Source organism: Coprococcus sp. RTP21281st1_F1_RTP21281_210402 (genome assembly GCF_040915325.1).
Taxonomy (GTDB): Bacteria; Bacillota; Clostridia; order Lachnospirales; family Lachnospiraceae; genus Coprococcus; species Coprococcus aceti.
Genome location: NZ_JBCPDQ010000002.1, coordinates 36,621 through 53,629 on the forward strand (window position 1 = coordinate 36,621; position 17,009 = coordinate 53,629).

Genomic DNA, 17,009 nt, shown 5'->3' on the forward strand with positions numbered 1-17,009 from the left:
TCATGAAGAAATTATCACAGTCACGTCTCGCCGACACTGTCATGAACGGAAGAAAAGAAAATGGTATGACCCAGGCTCAGCTCGCCGATGCAACCGGTATCAACAGAGCACTCATTTCCAGAATAGAGCAGAAGGATTTTGTTCCTTCTATAGAGCAGCTCGAAAGTTTGTCAGAGGTTTTGAACTTCGACCTCACAGAAATGTTCATCAATGCTGGCGCACACAAGCTCGAGTCTCCATCCCCACTGAACATTGCAGTGGCAGGAACCGGTTACGTTGGTCTGTCCATTGCGACCCTGCTGGCACAGCACAACCATGTAACGGCAGTTGACATCATCCCTGAAAAGGTTGATCTCATCAACAACAAGAAATCCCCTATACAGGACGACTATATTGAGAAATATCTCGCCGAGAAGGAGCTTGATCTCACAGCAACTCTCGATGGCAAATCAGCATACAAGGATGCAGATTTCGTAATCATAGCTGCTCCGACAAACTACGACAGCAACAAGAACTATTTCGACACATCAGCCGTTGAGGCCGTTATCGAGCTCGTCCTCAAGGTCAACCCGGATGCCATCATGGTCATCAAATCAACTATACCAGTTGGATATACCGAGTCCGTAAGGAAGAAATACAACACGTCAAATATCATTTTCAGCCCAGAGTTTCTTCGTGAATCAAAGGCACTGTACGACAACCTCTATCCATCAAGGATAATTGTCAGCACAGACAAGAATGACGAGAAGATAGTTAAGGCATCCCATACATTTGCCGCACTGCTTCAGGAGGGTGCCCTCAAGGAAGATATAGACACTCTGTTCATGGGCTTCACCGAAGCTGAGGCTGTAAAGTTATTTGCAAATACCTATCTCGCACTCCGCGTGTCCTACTTCAACGAGCTTGACACATACGCAGAGATGAAGGGACTTAACACACAGGACATCATAAACGGCGTATGTCTCGACCCAAGAATCGGAACACACTACAACAACCCATCATTTGGATACGGCGGATACTGTCTGCCAAAGGATACAAAGCAGCTCCTTGCCAACTACAACGACGTGCCTCAGAATATGATGAGCGCCATCGTTGAGAGCAACAGAACGAGAAAGGACTTCATCGCAGACCGCGTTCTCTCCATCGCAGGCTACTACGACTACAACAATAACGGTGATTACTCAGCAGCCCAGGAGAAGGAATGTGTCATAGGTGTATACAGACTGACGATGAAGAGCAACTCCGACAACTTCCGCCAGAGCAGTATACAGGGTGTCATGAAGCGTATCAAAGCCAAGGGCGCAACCGTCGTTGTATACGAGCCAACCCTTGAAGACGGAACCACATTCTTCGGAAGCAAAGTTGTAAATGACCTAGACAAATTCAAATCCATGTCCGACGCTGTCATCGCCAACAGGTACAATTCATGCCTCGACGACATCAAAGACAAGGTATACACAAGAGATCTGTTCCAGAGAGACTAATCTTCAAGAAGACCTTTAAGAACATTTTTATAACATAAAAAATAACCGAATGATACGAATTAAAACTTGTATCATTCGGTTATTTTTTGTCAATATTTCTTATGAATTAGCCTGAGCCTTGAGCTCCTCAAGCATCTGAGGAAGTCTTGTATCCATCTCGTCATCCTTGAACTGACATGTACCAACCTTCCTGTGTCCACCGCCACCATACTTGAGCATAAGGCTTCCAACATCCATGGTCGCTGTGCGGTTCAGGATACTGTATCCAACTGCTGCCGAACATCCCTGTCCACCACGTCCGCTTACTATCCACGCTGACACATTCTGTTCAGGATACATACTGTATATCATGAAACGATTGCCGGTGTATATCGGATCCACTCCGCGAAGATCGCTTATAATAAGATTACCGTCCACTATGGTATGTGCCTTGACCATCTCCTTGAACTTCTCTGTCTGCTCATTATACAGAACTATTCTCTCCTGTATGTCCGGCAGGGCAAGTATCTCATCAGTGGTCATGGTACGACATGCATCTATAAGCTTCTCCATGAGCTGATAGTTTGATATGGTGAAATTTCTGAATCTTCCAAGTCCGGTTCTAGGATCCATCAAGAATCCAATAAGTATCCATCCCTTTGGATTCTGTACCTCATCGATGGTAAGATTACCTGAATCAACCTTATCAACAGCCTCCATCATATCGTCAAACTGCGGAAATCTCTCTCTGCCTCCATAATACTCATAGATTATTCTAGCGCACGATGGAGTTATACGACTCTCCCCCTTGTATTTACCCTCAAGCGCCAATCTCTCATGCTCACTTGAATGATGATCGAACCAAAGTCCGCAGCCCTCAACAAATGGCACATTTGCAAGACAGTCATCCTCCGTAACCTCAATCAATCCGTCCTGAAGATCCTTCGGATGCGCAAACTTCCAATGATCAATAATTCCCGCTTCCTTCAGCAGTGCGCCACACGCAAGTCCATCAAAATCCGATCTTGTAACCAACCTCATAGTAAATCCTCCCTGGTATTGAACTTCAGCCCTGTAAAACCGGGCTGAATAGTTCATTTTCCGCAACAAATATATTTTAATTATATAGAAGTGGGTGGGGGATTTCAAGGTTGGATTATGTTTTATCTAATCAACAACAGCTACCAATTTCTCTCCTCATCTACTATAAATCCAAGTCTTTCTAAAGTGCTTCTAAAATCAGCATTATTTATACAATCATAACTATTAAGATACCATACAACTTTTTGGGGATTTATATGTCTACATATCTCTTCTACATACACCATGTCTACATCCGAAAATGAAAATCCATATGTATATATTTTTTTCAAATTACTCAATCTGTCAAAAAAATCCTTGTGATTACATATAATCCCAGTCGTGTCTTTTCGAAGTTTTCGTTTTAATTCTCCAAATGGAATTTCTGCACCTAAATATGTTAAATTATCTTTAATAGGCGCATCATCGCCATGCCCCATGATAATTTTATCTTCGGAATCTCCCACTCTTCCATGTATATGACATATCTGATTTTCATTTATACCATATACCTTTTCTAAAGTAATTGTATAATTAAAAGATAAATATAAACCTTTACTATCAATAATTTTATCAATATCCTTATTTTTCTTTCCCATATAGTCAATTCTAGAAAGTTCTTCATTTACCCATTCTGCAAACAAACTCTGCACATCTATAAATGATTCGCGAATATCTGTTGCTAAATCCTCATTTGCATAAATTTCATGATAAAGTTTGTCATTGTCTATATCAACATCATGTAGCTCATCTAAAAATGCATCATATATCGCATCACCTAAATATGCCTCCAGTTCCGACCAGTCTTCCCCTCCGCACATATCCAGTATCTTCACAATATACATAACAACATCATCTAATTCATACTTCTCTCCGCCATCCGGCAAAGTTATACTTTCTGGAACAGAATAATAATAATAATCACTCCCATCAGGTATCTGACTGACAACATATTTTCTAAAGTCAGAGTATTTAGTCGGTAGACCATGCGCACAATCAAATCCATTTCCGATAATATAAAGTTTATCCATTTTCATCTCCATCCTGCTCTTTTCTTACCACTAGCTATAAACCAAGACTATCTCTATTGACTCAATATCATAGCCAAACCACATCCCATTACAAATTCTAATATAATTAATTCAATAACAAATTTTATCTTTTCGAATCTAGATGTCTTGAAACTATAAATTTTTACTCCCCTCAATATTACAATAACCATTAATCCCACCATTACAACGCACGCATAAATTTTATTTACTAACAGCTTACGATCAGATTCTAGATTATCATGCCAATTAACTATTTTATTTATTGCCCAATCTTCTTGTTTTATCGATTTCGCCATTAAAATTGTGATTACTACGAACAGCACCACAAATGCAACTATTTTTACGACCACTCTTATTATATTTTTTTTGCTATTGGGTGTATCTCCCATATCTTTCCTAAATTTATTAAACCTACTACTAAATTTTTCATTTAGTTCATTATACATTGTTTGTACATTTTTCTTTCGTTCATAAACAATTGCTTCATATGGTCTTATAATTTTTTCTGGAATAGATCTTACCCAATCATGTATTGTAGGAAAGGTAAATACTATGCTAAACATTAGCAATAACATATCAACCAATTCCAATTGAGTCATATCACGAAGATATTGTCCCAGTCTTATAAAGACAATAACCAACCAAAAAATCGAAACAACTACTTTTATTAATCTTTTTCTTCTATTTCTTATTGCATTATCTTTTGTAATGTATGCAAACAATATATATGAGGTTATAATGCTCATAAAGGCCGCTATAATATACAGGTTTACATTTGTGGTTTTCAGGCTTATCAAAAGATATACTACACCAATTGTTAAAACCGCAAATATAAATAAAAATTTACCAAGTTCTCGTATTATTATTTTTTTTCGTATTTTTGCTTCTTTAGTATCATTTATAAATTCTTCGAGATAGAGTGCTATTTCTAGCATATACTCCTCTATTTGTTTATCACGATTCCTAGTCGCAATGATATAATAAAAACACAAAAACATAGTAATAAATTCTACTGATATAACAACATAATCAAAATTAACACCCTCCTTTTTACTAATAGCATAAAGCAGCATTGCAATGAATGTCACAGGTAGTGCGGTAATTATAAAACAATATATGGTTCGAATTATAATGTTCACAATCCTATTTTTTGTTTTAAATGCCGATACAAAGGCAGACATATTTATTGTCACATCTAAAACTATATTTAAAATCGTACTATCTGTTTTCATGTGTTAACCCCGTCCTTCTCTTTATCTCCCTGTCAACTATCTCCCTTTTTCATTCATTCTTACAATCCCATCATTTATTTTTATATTAAAAATCTTTTAAAAAAATATATAGGCAATATCATAAATTATATAGCAATTATATTCGTATTATTAATATTTTTATAATATTATACATATTTCGTTATTTATGTAAAGCCGACATTAGATTCTGATCACTCCGCAAATATAAAATCCAACTCATCCATCCCATCCAAATGCCCCGAATAAGAACTATCACCATCATAAATGTCGCTATAATCTATGTCACCAGGATCAGCAAGCACATCGCACACATAACTCTCGATCTCACCAGTATCTGCCCAGATATCATATCTGGATAAATCAATGTCATCGGTTATTGCCCTGGGAAATACTGCCAATTTATCTGTCACATCGTCATATATATCATCCCGCACGCAATCCGCTAAAATATTTACAACCTTATCTACATCAACCTCATGATACACTCCGTTGTATATCGTATTCTCCTTAAAAAGTTCATATGTATCCTGATTTGTATAACTTTCGGATCTGTCATATCCATCTATGTAATCCCGCACGGCCTTGTCCAGCTTTTCCAGAACAACATCACTGTCCACCAGTTCACACAGTTCCAGTCCATTATTCTTCAGATTTTCTTCAAATACACAAAAATCATCAAAATCCATCGAATCCAGAAGATCTTCCACCTCCTCAGTTAACAGGTTATTGCGTGTATCATAATATGATACCAGAGGCTCTGAAAGCAAAGAAGGCACTACTGTAAATGTACTTGCAGTGTTATAAAATGCATACGGCAAAAACTCCACAAATGTCCTGACAATATCTCTGTATTGCTCCATGCATATACCCAACTCACAAATATTCGACAATATGACAATCTGCTTTTCAACATCACTTGCAAAGTTGTATTTACATGCGTCTCCAGATCTTACAATATCCGCCATATCCGGACCGAATCCTCTGACAATCTGAATATATTCCGTGGCGTTTCTCCCGATTTCTTCAACCTCAGGTTCATTCTCGTCTAGATAATTCTTCAAAAAATCATTTACAGATGGGTTGATAACTCCAATTTGCCGCACGCCTTTGTTCTCTATAATCTTGACAAATGTTCCCTCCATCCGCTTCAATACTGCTTCCCACACATTTCGGGTTGTGTCTATATCAGCTCTTTTCGAAATACGTGCATTGAATACTCTGCGCAGTACCTTGTCCTCCACACCAATGTCCGTCAACGAAAACAGCGAAGTAAGAAAAATCCTGTCTTCTGCCTTGAGCCTGTTGTTAAACTCATCTCTCCATATTTCGGTAGGATTATCCAGGCATCTCCTTATAAAATCACAATATTCATCTGCAGCAATCTTGTTGGATACATTTTGCCGCGTAACATACTCTATGATACGCGGTGTATAATTCCTATGATTGACTATCCAGCGATAATTATTATTTTTTAGGATCTGAGCATAATAATCCGATTGTATATTTCTGAAATACAAATGATTCTTGAATATCCTGCCCTTGTCTTCGATGGTCATAGAATCCATATCAATATACTGAAGCCGCACTTTCTCCGTGTCTATAAAACTGTTCAGCTCTATGTAAGATTCCTTCGCATGCTGAAATATCGTCACCCTGGAGTTCATGATAAGTTTCTTGTTCTTATGCATCAGCACATATTTGATCAGAGACATGAGTTCATTTTCCTGGGTGTCCTTCATTCTGAAGTAATACTGTCCAAGGCAATCATCCAACAGAATAATCTCTTTAGATTCCTTATCAACTGACAAAGCTTTCTTTATGCTCTGCAGATCACCATTTGTCGTATAAATAATCCGGTAACCCAGTGCTGCGTAATACAAAGCAAGCATCTTGGTCGTCATGGTCTTTCCAATTCCCGGCATTCCAAGGATCATCAACAAACGATTACGCTCAAGGACATCTATGCATTGTCTATAGCTCAATGTTTCAACAAATTCTCTCTGTTCCTCTTTTATGTTGTAGAGAAGCGTTTCGCAATCTATAAAAATATCTCTGCTATCAATCTCTTCCAATATATTTGCGGATTCAAGCCACAATTTGTAATGCTTGCGCACTATATCCATATTTGCCGGATCCTGCAGATACTCATCAATATCGTTCAACGACAATATATTAGATGACCCCTCCATGTATTTTGCAAACAAATTGAAAATCTCCGTCTTATTTGCAGGGGTAAGTTCCAATGCACAGCACACATAATATTTCTTCGGTTTCAGCTCAGCAACCTTCGAAACCTCCTTCTTCAGGCTTGATATAAGATCACTGTATTTGCTGTTTATATAATGCTTGACCTGTATAACAACATTTTTGCTCACAGTATCATCAGTTATATCAATTCCGCCATCTCGTCCCCTCGCAAATATCTGAAGGGGAACTCCCAGTTTCTTCTGCATTATATTCTTACACAATATTTCAAATTCATAATCACACAAGTTTTTATAATTAAACATCTTTTGTCTCCAATAAAACTCTATTGTATATTCAATTCTTAAATATCTCGCACGATCCAATATCCCATAACAACTGGAACATTATAGACACTAATCCAATATTCAAGTAATCAAATGATTCCCCAAGGCCGTGCATGATACTGTTTCTGATATTTAACTTCACAAAAATATTATCCATGAGTTCCATATACTCAGGCAAAAACTCACTTTTCGCAAAATCACTTTTTAGCAATGATCCCATAGTTCGTGTAAGTTTTCTTCCACTTCTATTTCTATGTCCCACTCCCGTCAGAATCATCTCATTTTCTGCCGACGCTTCCAATACGCCCTGACGAACAAAGATAGTGTACAGCTTTCCCATTACATGATCTTCTCTGGCATCGAAGCAAAATCCCTCTGTATTATGAATAAAAATGTCAATATATTTCTCCTCCTCTGCATCAATCAGTCCCTCTTCCTTTAAATGGCTTATATCAGGCAATCCGCAAATGCATTTATATAGCATTCTGCTTTGCAAAGCTAGTGTTAAGCCGCGCTCAATCAGGGATGGCAACACAAATGAAGCCGTCACCGCATGAGGTATCCCATTGACAATTGCATTTTTATAGTCTTCCACTGCTTTCTGATATATTTCAGTATAATCTATGGCTATATTTTTCAGCCGGATTTCAGGAAACATACCATGGGTATCATATATTTTCTTGTGATATTTTTTATATATACTACCTAAATACAGAACTATATCATGTAGTAAAATTCTTTTTTCTACAAAAGCTCTTTTCTCTTCTGCATCAACGAAATAGCCTGTCGGTTCAGGAAACTCTGCATCTGTCACATCAAAATTATATATGTCACTATAATCTCTTAAAATATCTACCTTTGCCTGATGAAGGTCTTCCATGTCGCCAGCATGCGTTAAATGGTTTAGCAATTCCTCAGCATAGTCTTTAAGCGGTTCTGGATTCTCAAGATATATTGATAAATTTGGATCAGCTTTAAATATCTTATGGTATAGCCTCATTTTTTCCCTTTCTTGACGCATTTTTTTCCTATAGACTCAATTTATATAATATCTGCTTGAGTATTCATATAACTTATTAACATCATACGCATAGTAGATGTTTTATTGTTTCATCCGCGGTTTATTTTTATATTAAACTTATCTAAGCCGTGCATGTTCAATAATCTAAAGCCCATAAATAAAAATACCAACTATCAAATATTGACAGTTGGTATCATAATTGATATCTTTCTTGTTAATGATCAGGAACGCACTCTGCACAAAAACCACCATTATCCCCATGCTCTCTGTCATTTATATCAAAAACCCTTCCACACGCAGGACATGTAAAATATGCCCCAACACAATCATCGCAAACATATCCCCCATTATAATGTAGATAATCCGCACCTGTTTTCCCACAACATATACACTTTGCCATTTTGTTTAAATCCTCCTTTTTGTTCTGCATTAACTATGTACTATATTCATACACTTAACGCTTTACAGCTATTTAATATACTGAAAAGATTGGGGTGCACTACTTATGCCGATTTCATTTAATTTCTTTGGTTTCGTATACTGTATTACATTTTTCAATTTATACGCAACCGCCTGATCTCTATCTTCATAATACTGATCAAAAAATTTCTTATCAATACCAGATTTTTTGTATGTCTTTTTCCATATGATTTCCGGATTATCAATCAATACCTCTTCCACTTCTGCTTCACCTACAACCCTCATTATCGGATTAGTAGAATAAATTATTATTTTATCAACCGGTCGTTTACAAGCTTTTTTCCTAAATTCATATCCTTTGGTGCCATTCATTATATTTTCAACATGAACTGGATTTATTGATAACAAAATTGCGCACATCACATTCACTCCATTCATTTTTTATAAATTTTATTATACATCAGCAAGCAATATTTTGCAATTCGTTATCGAACATTAGTTCGTTTGCACTAATATTTTATCAACCTCACCTTTTTTGGCAATCAAATTAAATTCCTCATCTGTTAATTCAAAAAAACCCCAGTATTGATTGCGCTCCAAACCAATTTGTCCTATTAAATCATGTCGAACTATTCTCTTTTTAAGAGCACCATTATATGTCATTTTTATGGCTTTGCACCCACCTTTATTGTACCAATACCGAAGGTCATCCTCATCAAAAACGCTATATTTACTTACATATCTATAAAAATCATCAAAACTATCAAATTCGCTCTGTTTCTTTACATCTTCTACAACGCATATTGATGTCGCAACTGCAGAATACTCCGCACTTCTTCCAGTTTCTGCTGTTCTATATAAAACAACTATGTCACCATATTTCAAATTTTCTACCTGATCCATTGTACATACATATACTTTATGAATAGAATTTGTATAAGAAATATCTGTTATAATATTTTTATCCTCCGTATTTAAAATAGAATCCGGAAACATAACAGAATGATACTTGGGATAAATACTTAATAAATATTTCTTTGCTGTACTAATACAAACAAGTGGAAAGTCTTTATTTATATTCCCCGTAATTTTCCTCATCTCTTTTAAATATACATTTTCCTTATATATTCCATCTCCTTTTGTCCCATACAATTCAAATCCAAATTGCTGAACAAGTTCAATAAGAGAATGATGTTTCTCATAAATAGTAACATAGCATACATCTACATCTTCACTTACAGCATAATCCATTATTATCTTTATAAACTGCTCACCCATCTTAGTTCCATGCGCATTTATTTTAAATGTACTTACTTTTAATATTTTATTTGCATGAATATTAGGTACAACATCATTTACTAAATTTTTCTCGACTTTTAAAAATAAGAATCCAATTATTTTATTATTTTCATATTGCACATAAGCTTCTTGATCACTTTTTCCTTTAAACCAATTATCAAAACCTGGATAATCATTCCTCAAAGACAGAAAAAAGGCATCCTGTAAATCTATTTCAGAAAACTTCTTTCGTATTATATTATTCAATCCCTCAACCTCCTATTTTTCTTCATCACTTAAACTATTAACCATATTATACTTCTCACTCTTGAATCGATCCAAGAATTCAGAACTGTCTTCATACTGATGACATACAAGATTTAGTCGAATATCATCCATAACCGAAAGTATCAAATTCTCTTCGGCATTATTATCTACTAATGACATCAAGGCTAGGGCAAATCCTACATACATTCCCTGTAAATATCCCTCTTGATGAAGATTATGAATTAACATATCTTCTGGCAAGCCCTCGTACACTTTTGGGATAAGACCTTTCTCCACAAGCTGGCTATACCATATATTAAGTAATTTATCTTCGTCTTTCTTGCTAAACAATTCTCTTAAATCAATATCCCGTATTCTCTCTTTCACGAACTCTGATATTAGTTCTATAAGAGTTTTGCCGATTTCCGATAACTCATTATTCAAACTTTGCATTAAATTATCCGCCACACCATCACTCAATTTCACGTTACTTTTAGACATATATACCCCCTTAATAAAATTTCGCTATTAAATAACATATATCGCTTTCTCTCTGTACTGCATTGCCATTAAATGTATATATTAAACATTATATTATACATTTACTTTTTCGCAATAAGTTTTTAGTTTTTCTTATCTTTTATATTTTGCTATTGTTCCTATACAAAAAGGCGGATATCTTACCCGCCTTTTGATGGACAAAATTCTTTCGATCAGTCCCCATATTATTTGTCTGTCTCTACCGATTCAAACTTATTTTATCACCAATAATTTCTTCCAATTATTAGTAAGATCCATTGTTCCATTCATCCAATGAATCAATTTTTGTTGTTCCAAGATAATTTAATGAAAAGAAGGGATTATCTTCATTTATTTTAGTAACTGATAATTCTGAACTCCAAATAAAAGTCTCCCCAATAGTATTACTAGAGGAAAAGTCCATTTCTATAGGGCCTTGATTTGTGAGCTCGCCCAAGACTTCTTCAAACAATGCTTTTTTAATAGCAAATACGCACCAAACTGTTTGATGTGGTCCAATATCAGCCGACTGTGTTAAAAAAGAGTTCATAAGCTTTTTCCCTGAAATTTTGATTTGTTCAAAATTAAATGAAATTATGTATTTCTCGCCATCATTGTACAAAGGGAACGCAAAATATCCATATTCTCCCTCAAGATGTTCACACCAATTATCAAAGCTAAGATCATCTCTATATCCAAAAACTACATTCGCAAAAGCATCTTCTTCCAAGTTCATCTTCTCGCTGAGTTTTCCACATTCACTTATTTCAGCCATTCTTAGAACAGTTAAATGAGGATAAAATATAGCCTTTTGAATTTTAAACAATGAATCCACTATTTCTTTATTATTTTTCATCACCCCACATACTTCCTCCTGAATTTTAGAATTATTTTCAATTAAATCAGGAATATGCTCAATAATATTCTTCATATCGTTTTGCAACTCTGAATTTGACTCTGTTAATTTCTTTAAATCTGCTTGTAGACCATTTGATGTTTCTAAAAAACTTGTATTCTTTTCAACTATCGATTTTATATTCTCTTGAATATTTTTATTTTCCTCTGCCAAATCCGTATTTGTCTGTACTAATTCCTTTATTTTTTCTTGCAATATCTTAAATATCTCATCTGTTTTGTCTGATGCTTTCTTGTACTTTTTCGTTTGCCACAATGCTAACGCTCCTAACAAAACAGTTCCGATTGCTCCCAAATACGAACCAATAAAAGAGAACCATACATCTCTGCCAGCTTTTATCAAATGGTAAAAAGAAAACGTCGTTTCATTATAGATAATATTTTCGATTGCAAATGGCATTAGTATAAGTACAAATACGACCACTACAACTAATAAAGCTCTTAAAATTTTAAATATGAATTTTTTATCCTTCAAAATCTTGTCCATCCTATTAATCTTTCTTTTAGCTATCTCATTTTTGTCCTCATATACTGACAGCACAACATCTAACTGTAAGCAAAAGCTATCTTAAATAATTTTCTCTCAATAAAATTTTTGTTTTTCACAGTACCTCATTTGATAATAAAAGCCTGTTCTCTTTTCCTATTTCTGCAACCATCTCTTGATAACTTAAAATTGGAAACGTAATTTTTTTATATCTTGAAACAAAGACTTTATTTACACACATATATGGTTTTATATTATACTTTTCAATCGGGAGTTTTAAATCCCTTATTACTTCTGCATAATTTGCATTTAAGAAATCAATTCTACGCTGAAATTTCTCATCGTACTTATTTTCCTTAAAGAACCTATTTTGTTGCCTATACATTTCATAAAATGTTTCAACTTTCTCAATAACTTTACACTCTATAATCCATATTTCTTTTGCCTGCAAATTAACCGCAAACAAATCATAATCTCCTAGATACTGAGGATATTTCTTTTTATCAAGATTCTTCAATTCAAAATTTGATCTTACTATAAATCCATTATCCTTAAATACGTTTTCAAGATCAAAAACTATTTTCTTTTCATAAACTCTCTTCCAATCTGTCACGACATTTTTTGTAGACGGCAGTCCTATCTCATATGGCATACAAAATTCAAACAAACTGTTTTCCCAATAATCTCTTAAGAAATGTATAGCTACTGGTGAATATATAATCATATCATCGTATTCATAAACTGGATTCACCTCATATCTATCACAGCGTTTTTCTTTATCTCCAATAGGCAAGTAAAAATCTGTCTTATTATTTTTAGTTTTAAGTCTTTTTGGATTTATACTTAGTAGCTGTAAAGCTTTTTCTGCCAATTTCTTCGAAACATTCTGAACAGAACAATAATCGTCTATTATATCTTCTTTCCAAAAACATAACGTATTTGCTCTGTGATAAAGTTCACTTCCAATATTGCCACCTGTTTCAAGATAAAACATTAACTTTAGGAAAACCTCTAATGGAACTCCTGTATCTCTTGCAAAAGCTTGTTTTATCTTTTCGAAGAATTTCTCATCAGCTGACCTATCTCGTTCAAAGCGCCCTGGGTTATCATACATTCTTTTAGCCAACTCTTCGCCTAAAGTCTGATCTGATTCTCGATTTGATTCTACATCAATAATATATTCACCAGAAACTTTAATATATACCTCATCATCAGTGAAATAGCACATATCTGCATTATCACTAAGAACAACTAGCCAATTTGCATATGCTAATAAATACTGGTAATTTTCAGCAGATAAAATAACATGTCCCCTTCTGCTATTAAACAATGTTGTTTCTAGTAAATATGATACCGTTCTCAAATCATGCTTTGCTTCTTCTCTTTGTTTTATTATATCTTGAGATACTTTAGCACGGACTTCGTCTTTCATATCACCGAAACTATTATATCTCTTCCTATGAATCATAATTTCATGTAAAAGAGTTGAATAATCCGCTAAACATCGTTCAAACAATTTTAGATAATCATATTTTCTTACTTCTTTTTCAAAGTCTTCTATAAGTTCTTTTTGAATCGTCCTTACTACTGCATTAGCATGCTTTCCATAATAACTTCCAGAACTAATCCCTGCGTTATAGCATACCTCCGCAATATGTTTTCTTACAGCAATGTATGCACTATCTTCAACTCTGAATATTGATTCTTGCTCTTGTTTCCATGTATAGTCAACACTAAAACTAATAGCAGATACCTCCTTCTTTTCTGATTTTATACTTTCCATATGTTTCCCTAATTGTGAATAAAAATCCGAACAATACTTTTTCAAAGGCTGCATTAACTCCATAAAAAAAACAACCTCTACAGTCCTATCTTTTACTTTTGAGATATCCTCAAATAACTTATCAACAATTGGAACAAATCGAATGCAAATTTTTCTATTTGAAATAATAGAATCACTTTTCACATAGCTTCGTTCTTGAGCTAATAATCTTCCAGATGGGTCCGATTTTCTTGCATATGATTCAGGCATCATCATTACTTGAACAGCGCATCCATCAAGTTCGGAACAAGACTCAATAATATCCTTCACTGATATCATCATACGTTGAATCAAATCCTCAATCATAAATATAGCATCTTTGTATTTTAGATACTCGTTAATATCTGGATAGAATTTAACATTATGAGGAAAGAAGAAATAACAATTATTTTGAAATATCCGATACAGCCCACCAAATCCTGCTTTACCTTTTTGTACATATTCATAAAACCCATTCTCTTTTGGAGTAATCTTCCAAGAAAATGGATTGTCTAAAATATAATCTCCTCGTCCCAAAGGAAAGTCCTTTAGTTTCTTGCAATAGTAATCAACAACATATTCATTTTCTGTATCAAAGCCAACATTAATCAAGCTATACTTTATTGCACCTTTTTCAAAAACATGATCTGCATTTTTCCAAGCAAGAAAAGTTGATGCATCTCCACCATGACCTAGTATTTGAGAGTTATTTTCACCTTTTATAAAATAAAAATAGTCAAGTAATTCATCAATGTCATCCATAAACAAAATATAATAAACAATATCCAACGCAGTACAGTAATAATATTTTTCGTCTCCTGTTCTGGTGAGTATATGTTTTTCAGATGGATTGGCCCATGCATCATATATCATAAACTTAATGTCAGAACATTTCAAAACAGTAATCCCTCTGCATTTTCCATCTTTACTCCGACTATATAATTCAAATAAAAACAAAGAGTCCTTATTCTTAGCACTAATTATCTCATTAATTACCTTCTTCAATTCTCCATTCGAATAGTCATCTTTATTTACTGCAAATATTATCGCTTTTGAAGAGACTAAAACAAATGGAAATTGATATTCAAAATTTGGCTTTTCTCTACTATTAGAAAAGCCTACAGGGCACAGAAAATTTATAGTTTCATCTGTTTCCAATTTTGAAAGATTATATGCAACTCCGGTCAGCATTCTATCAACTAATTTTGCCTTATCAGGAATAGATTTATACCACAAATCATATAAATCCATTAATAAAGATGTATTTGCTAAGGGAGTTATTCCTCTCTCTGTTTCAATGAAATGTTTTTTTTCTATGTAATCAGACTTAAGTATATTATCAACACTTTTTAATGTATTTATATCTAGATTGTCAAATAGTTCACTTACTTTGATAAACAATGCCTCTGAAGGAAGAACCAATCTAGCTCCATATTTTCCATCTTTAATATTTGATTCTTTAAGGAAATCTATTATAAATGAATTGTACGTCATCACTTTTATTAATTCATCTTTTTTATTTAATTCACAAGCTAATATTGGTAAGAACTGCAGACATGCAAATACCATATTATGACCAGTACCCACAATCACAGAATATTTTTTGCCAAACACTTCGATGAAAACTTCTCCATAGTCTTCCACATAAGCATCATCATAGTCAGAAGGTTTAATTATGCTTTCAATAGATCTAAAAAAACTTTTAAAATCATCATAATTTTCTATTTTTTTATTACCTTTATGGCTATGTTCAGCTAATGCCCAGTTCAACGACAACGTTGATTCCAGAACTGAACGATTATTTACACAAACACATACACAATAAATTGCCTTAGAAATATCCTCATAATCATATTCATTAACTATGGATATCAAACTTTTCATTTTGGTTTTTGCCCCAAGGAAATCTCTTGTTTTTATCATTTTTCTACCTCCAGCCCCATGTCATATATCTATAAACTCGTATAATCCTCTAATCTACGCTACTTAAGTTTAAACATCCTATAAACATTCGCCCCGGTCCCTATCTCCGGTTCATCATACTCATCAACAACATCTTCATACGATAATAGATCGTAATGAACTGCCATCTCAATACAGGTCCACAATTCATCAAAATCCATGTCTTTATCTTTATTCCGCAAATAAAAGTACATGTCTTCAGCATAGTCATATGCAGTATTTCCATTTGCAGGATACACTTCTTCAGAAATATATTCTTTCAACTTTTGATAGAATTTTGATTGTTGAACGGCTTTCTTATACGAAAAATTCTGTAAGCTTGTCTCACCAACTTTAAATCTTTCAAATTCTCCCCATGGCTTTCCCCAATACGGAAGCAAGTTATAATAATGTAGTATTGTATTAAACGCAATCATAAAATTATATAATTTTTGGAATTCCTTATCAGTGAGAAAACTATTCTTTTCAACGAAGAAATGTGTTTCTCCGTTTCTCAGCCGTCCTAATAATGCAATCGAATCATCCACAACCATCTTGTCGTCAGAATGCTCACCATAATATCCACTAAATAGTTCTTTGACCAACCTCTGTATCTCATTAAATTCAATCGAATAGAACTTTTTCATGTCTTCATCTGCTAGGTTCTCAAAATAACTATTGAGATCAGCGGCATTATAAAATTCTACCGCCGGATGGCCATCTGCAGCACAACCTTTTCTTACACTGCATACCCTGTGATCATTATTATCGAGCATCAACTGTTTGATAAATAGCTCAACTGCATTGTGTAAGGATGATACAAATTGTTTTCTATATTGTAGTGTAGCCTTTCCGTCTAGAATAAAATTGCTATATTTAATGGCCATTGCCCATGATTCAAGTGCATTGTCTTGTAAAATGTGCTTCATTATATTCTCTCTTTCACAAATTATAAAATGTAAAAATTATTTTAATCGTGCT

The 17,009-nt window shown here is 34.3% G+C and carries 12 protein-coding genes; 1 reads left to right on the forward strand and 11 read right to left on the reverse strand.

Features of this window, described 5'->3' with window-relative positions:
- Positions 1-2 precede the first annotated feature (2 nt).
- Positions 3-1,484 (forward strand): nucleotide sugar dehydrogenase, encoded by a 1,482-nt coding sequence (locus AB5150_RS02185; protein ID WP_349093275.1) that lies wholly within the window; start codon positions 3-5, stop codon positions 1,482-1,484.
- Between the two features lie 99 nt (positions 1,485-1,583).
- On the opposite strand, the gene AB5150_RS02190 is transcribed toward AB5150_RS02185, so the two are convergent.
- From AB5150_RS02190 to AB5150_RS02240, 11 genes are all read right to left on the reverse strand, one after another.
- On the reverse strand, positions 1,584-2,504 hold the full coding sequence (locus AB5150_RS02190; protein ID WP_055145597.1) for a hypothetical protein: 921 nt from the start codon (positions 2,502-2,504) through the stop codon (positions 1,584-1,586).
- Between the two features lie 140 nt (positions 2,505-2,644).
- Positions 2,645-3,574 (reverse strand): bacteriophage abortive infection AbiH family protein, encoded by a 930-nt coding sequence (locus tag AB5150_RS02195; RefSeq protein WP_055272422.1) that lies wholly within the window; start codon positions 3,572-3,574, stop codon positions 2,645-2,647.
- A gap of 53 nt (positions 3,575-3,627) precedes the next feature.
- Complete coding sequence (locus tag AB5150_RS02200) at positions 3,628-4,827, reverse strand: hypothetical protein (protein WP_055272420.1); 1,200 nt, start codon at positions 4,825-4,827, stop codon at positions 3,628-3,630.
- A 212-nt stretch (positions 4,828-5,039) separates the two neighbouring features.
- Complete coding sequence (locus AB5150_RS02205) at positions 5,040-7,358, reverse strand: ATP-binding protein (protein ID WP_055272418.1); 2,319 nt, start codon at positions 7,356-7,358, stop codon at positions 5,040-5,042.
- A gap of 31 nt (positions 7,359-7,389) precedes the next feature.
- Positions 7,390-8,400: a hypothetical protein gene (locus AB5150_RS02210; RefSeq protein ID WP_055272416.1), complete on the reverse strand. Its 1,011-nt coding sequence runs from the start codon at positions 8,398-8,400 to the stop codon at positions 7,390-7,392.
- Between the two features lie 468 nt (positions 8,401-8,868).
- Positions 8,869-9,240 carry an ASCH domain-containing protein gene (locus tag AB5150_RS02215; RefSeq protein ID WP_055272412.1) on the reverse strand — a complete coding sequence of 124 codons (372 nt, stop codon included), beginning with the start codon at positions 9,238-9,240 and terminating at the stop codon, positions 8,869-8,871.
- A 75-nt stretch (positions 9,241-9,315) separates the two neighbouring features.
- Positions 9,316-10,365 (reverse strand): hypothetical protein, encoded by a 1,050-nt coding sequence (locus AB5150_RS02220; protein ID WP_055272410.1) that lies wholly within the window; start codon positions 10,363-10,365, stop codon positions 9,316-9,318.
- A gap of 12 nt (positions 10,366-10,377) precedes the next feature.
- The gene (locus tag AB5150_RS02225; RefSeq protein WP_055272408.1) at positions 10,378-10,866 is read right to left on the reverse strand and encodes a hypothetical protein; all 489 of its coding nucleotides are present in this window, start codon (positions 10,864-10,866) and stop codon (positions 10,378-10,380) included.
- Positions 10,867-11,149: 283 nt separating this feature from the next.
- Positions 11,150-12,274: a hypothetical protein gene (locus AB5150_RS02230; protein WP_368291129.1), complete on the reverse strand. Its 1,125-nt coding sequence runs from the start codon at positions 12,272-12,274 to the stop codon at positions 11,150-11,152.
- 127 nt (positions 12,275-12,401) lie between these two features.
- Positions 12,402-16,010 (reverse strand): hypothetical protein, encoded by a 3,609-nt coding sequence (locus AB5150_RS02235; protein WP_173795877.1) that lies wholly within the window; start codon positions 16,008-16,010, stop codon positions 12,402-12,404.
- Between the two features lie 59 nt (positions 16,011-16,069).
- Positions 16,070-16,957, reverse strand: coding sequence for a hypothetical protein (locus AB5150_RS02240; protein WP_349093266.1), 888 nt, complete (start codon positions 16,955-16,957; stop codon positions 16,070-16,072).
- Between the last annotated feature and the right edge of the window lie 52 nt (positions 16,958-17,009).

Excerpts from the sequence above, each read along its gene's own strand:
- AB5150_RS02185 (WP_349093275.1), top strand. The coding sequence starts at position 3 with ATGAAGAAATTATCACAGTCACGTCTCGCCGACACTGTCATGAACGGA.
- AB5150_RS02190 (WP_055145597.1), bottom strand. The coding sequence starts at position 2,504 with ATGAGGTTGGTTACAAGATCGGATTTTGATGGACTTGCGTGTGGCGCA.
- AB5150_RS02195 (WP_055272422.1), bottom strand. The coding sequence starts at position 3,574 with ATGGATAAACTTTATATTATCGGAAATGGATTTGATTGTGCGCATGGT.
- AB5150_RS02200 (WP_055272420.1), bottom strand. The coding sequence starts at position 4,827 with ATGAAAACAGATAGTACGATTTTAAATATAGTTTTAGATGTGACAATA.
- AB5150_RS02205 (WP_055272418.1), bottom strand. The coding sequence starts at position 7,358 with ATGTTTAATTATAAAAACTTGTGTGATTATGAATTTGAAATATTGTGT.
- AB5150_RS02210 (WP_055272416.1), bottom strand. The coding sequence starts at position 8,400 with ATGCGTCAAGAAAGGGAAAAAATGAGGCTATACCATAAGATATTTAAA.
- AB5150_RS02215 (WP_055272412.1), bottom strand. The coding sequence starts at position 9,240 with ATGTGCGCAATTTTGTTATCAATAAATCCAGTTCATGTTGAAAATATA.
- AB5150_RS02225 (WP_055272408.1), bottom strand. The coding sequence starts at position 10,866 with ATGTCTAAAAGTAACGTGAAATTGAGTGATGGTGTGGCGGATAATTTA.
- AB5150_RS02235 (WP_173795877.1), bottom strand. The coding sequence starts at position 16,010 with ATGATAAAAACAAGAGATTTCCTTGGGGCAAAAACCAAAATGAAAAGT.
- AB5150_RS02240 (WP_349093266.1), bottom strand. The coding sequence starts at position 16,957 with ATGAAGCACATTTTACAAGACAATGCACTTGAATCATGGGCAATGGCC.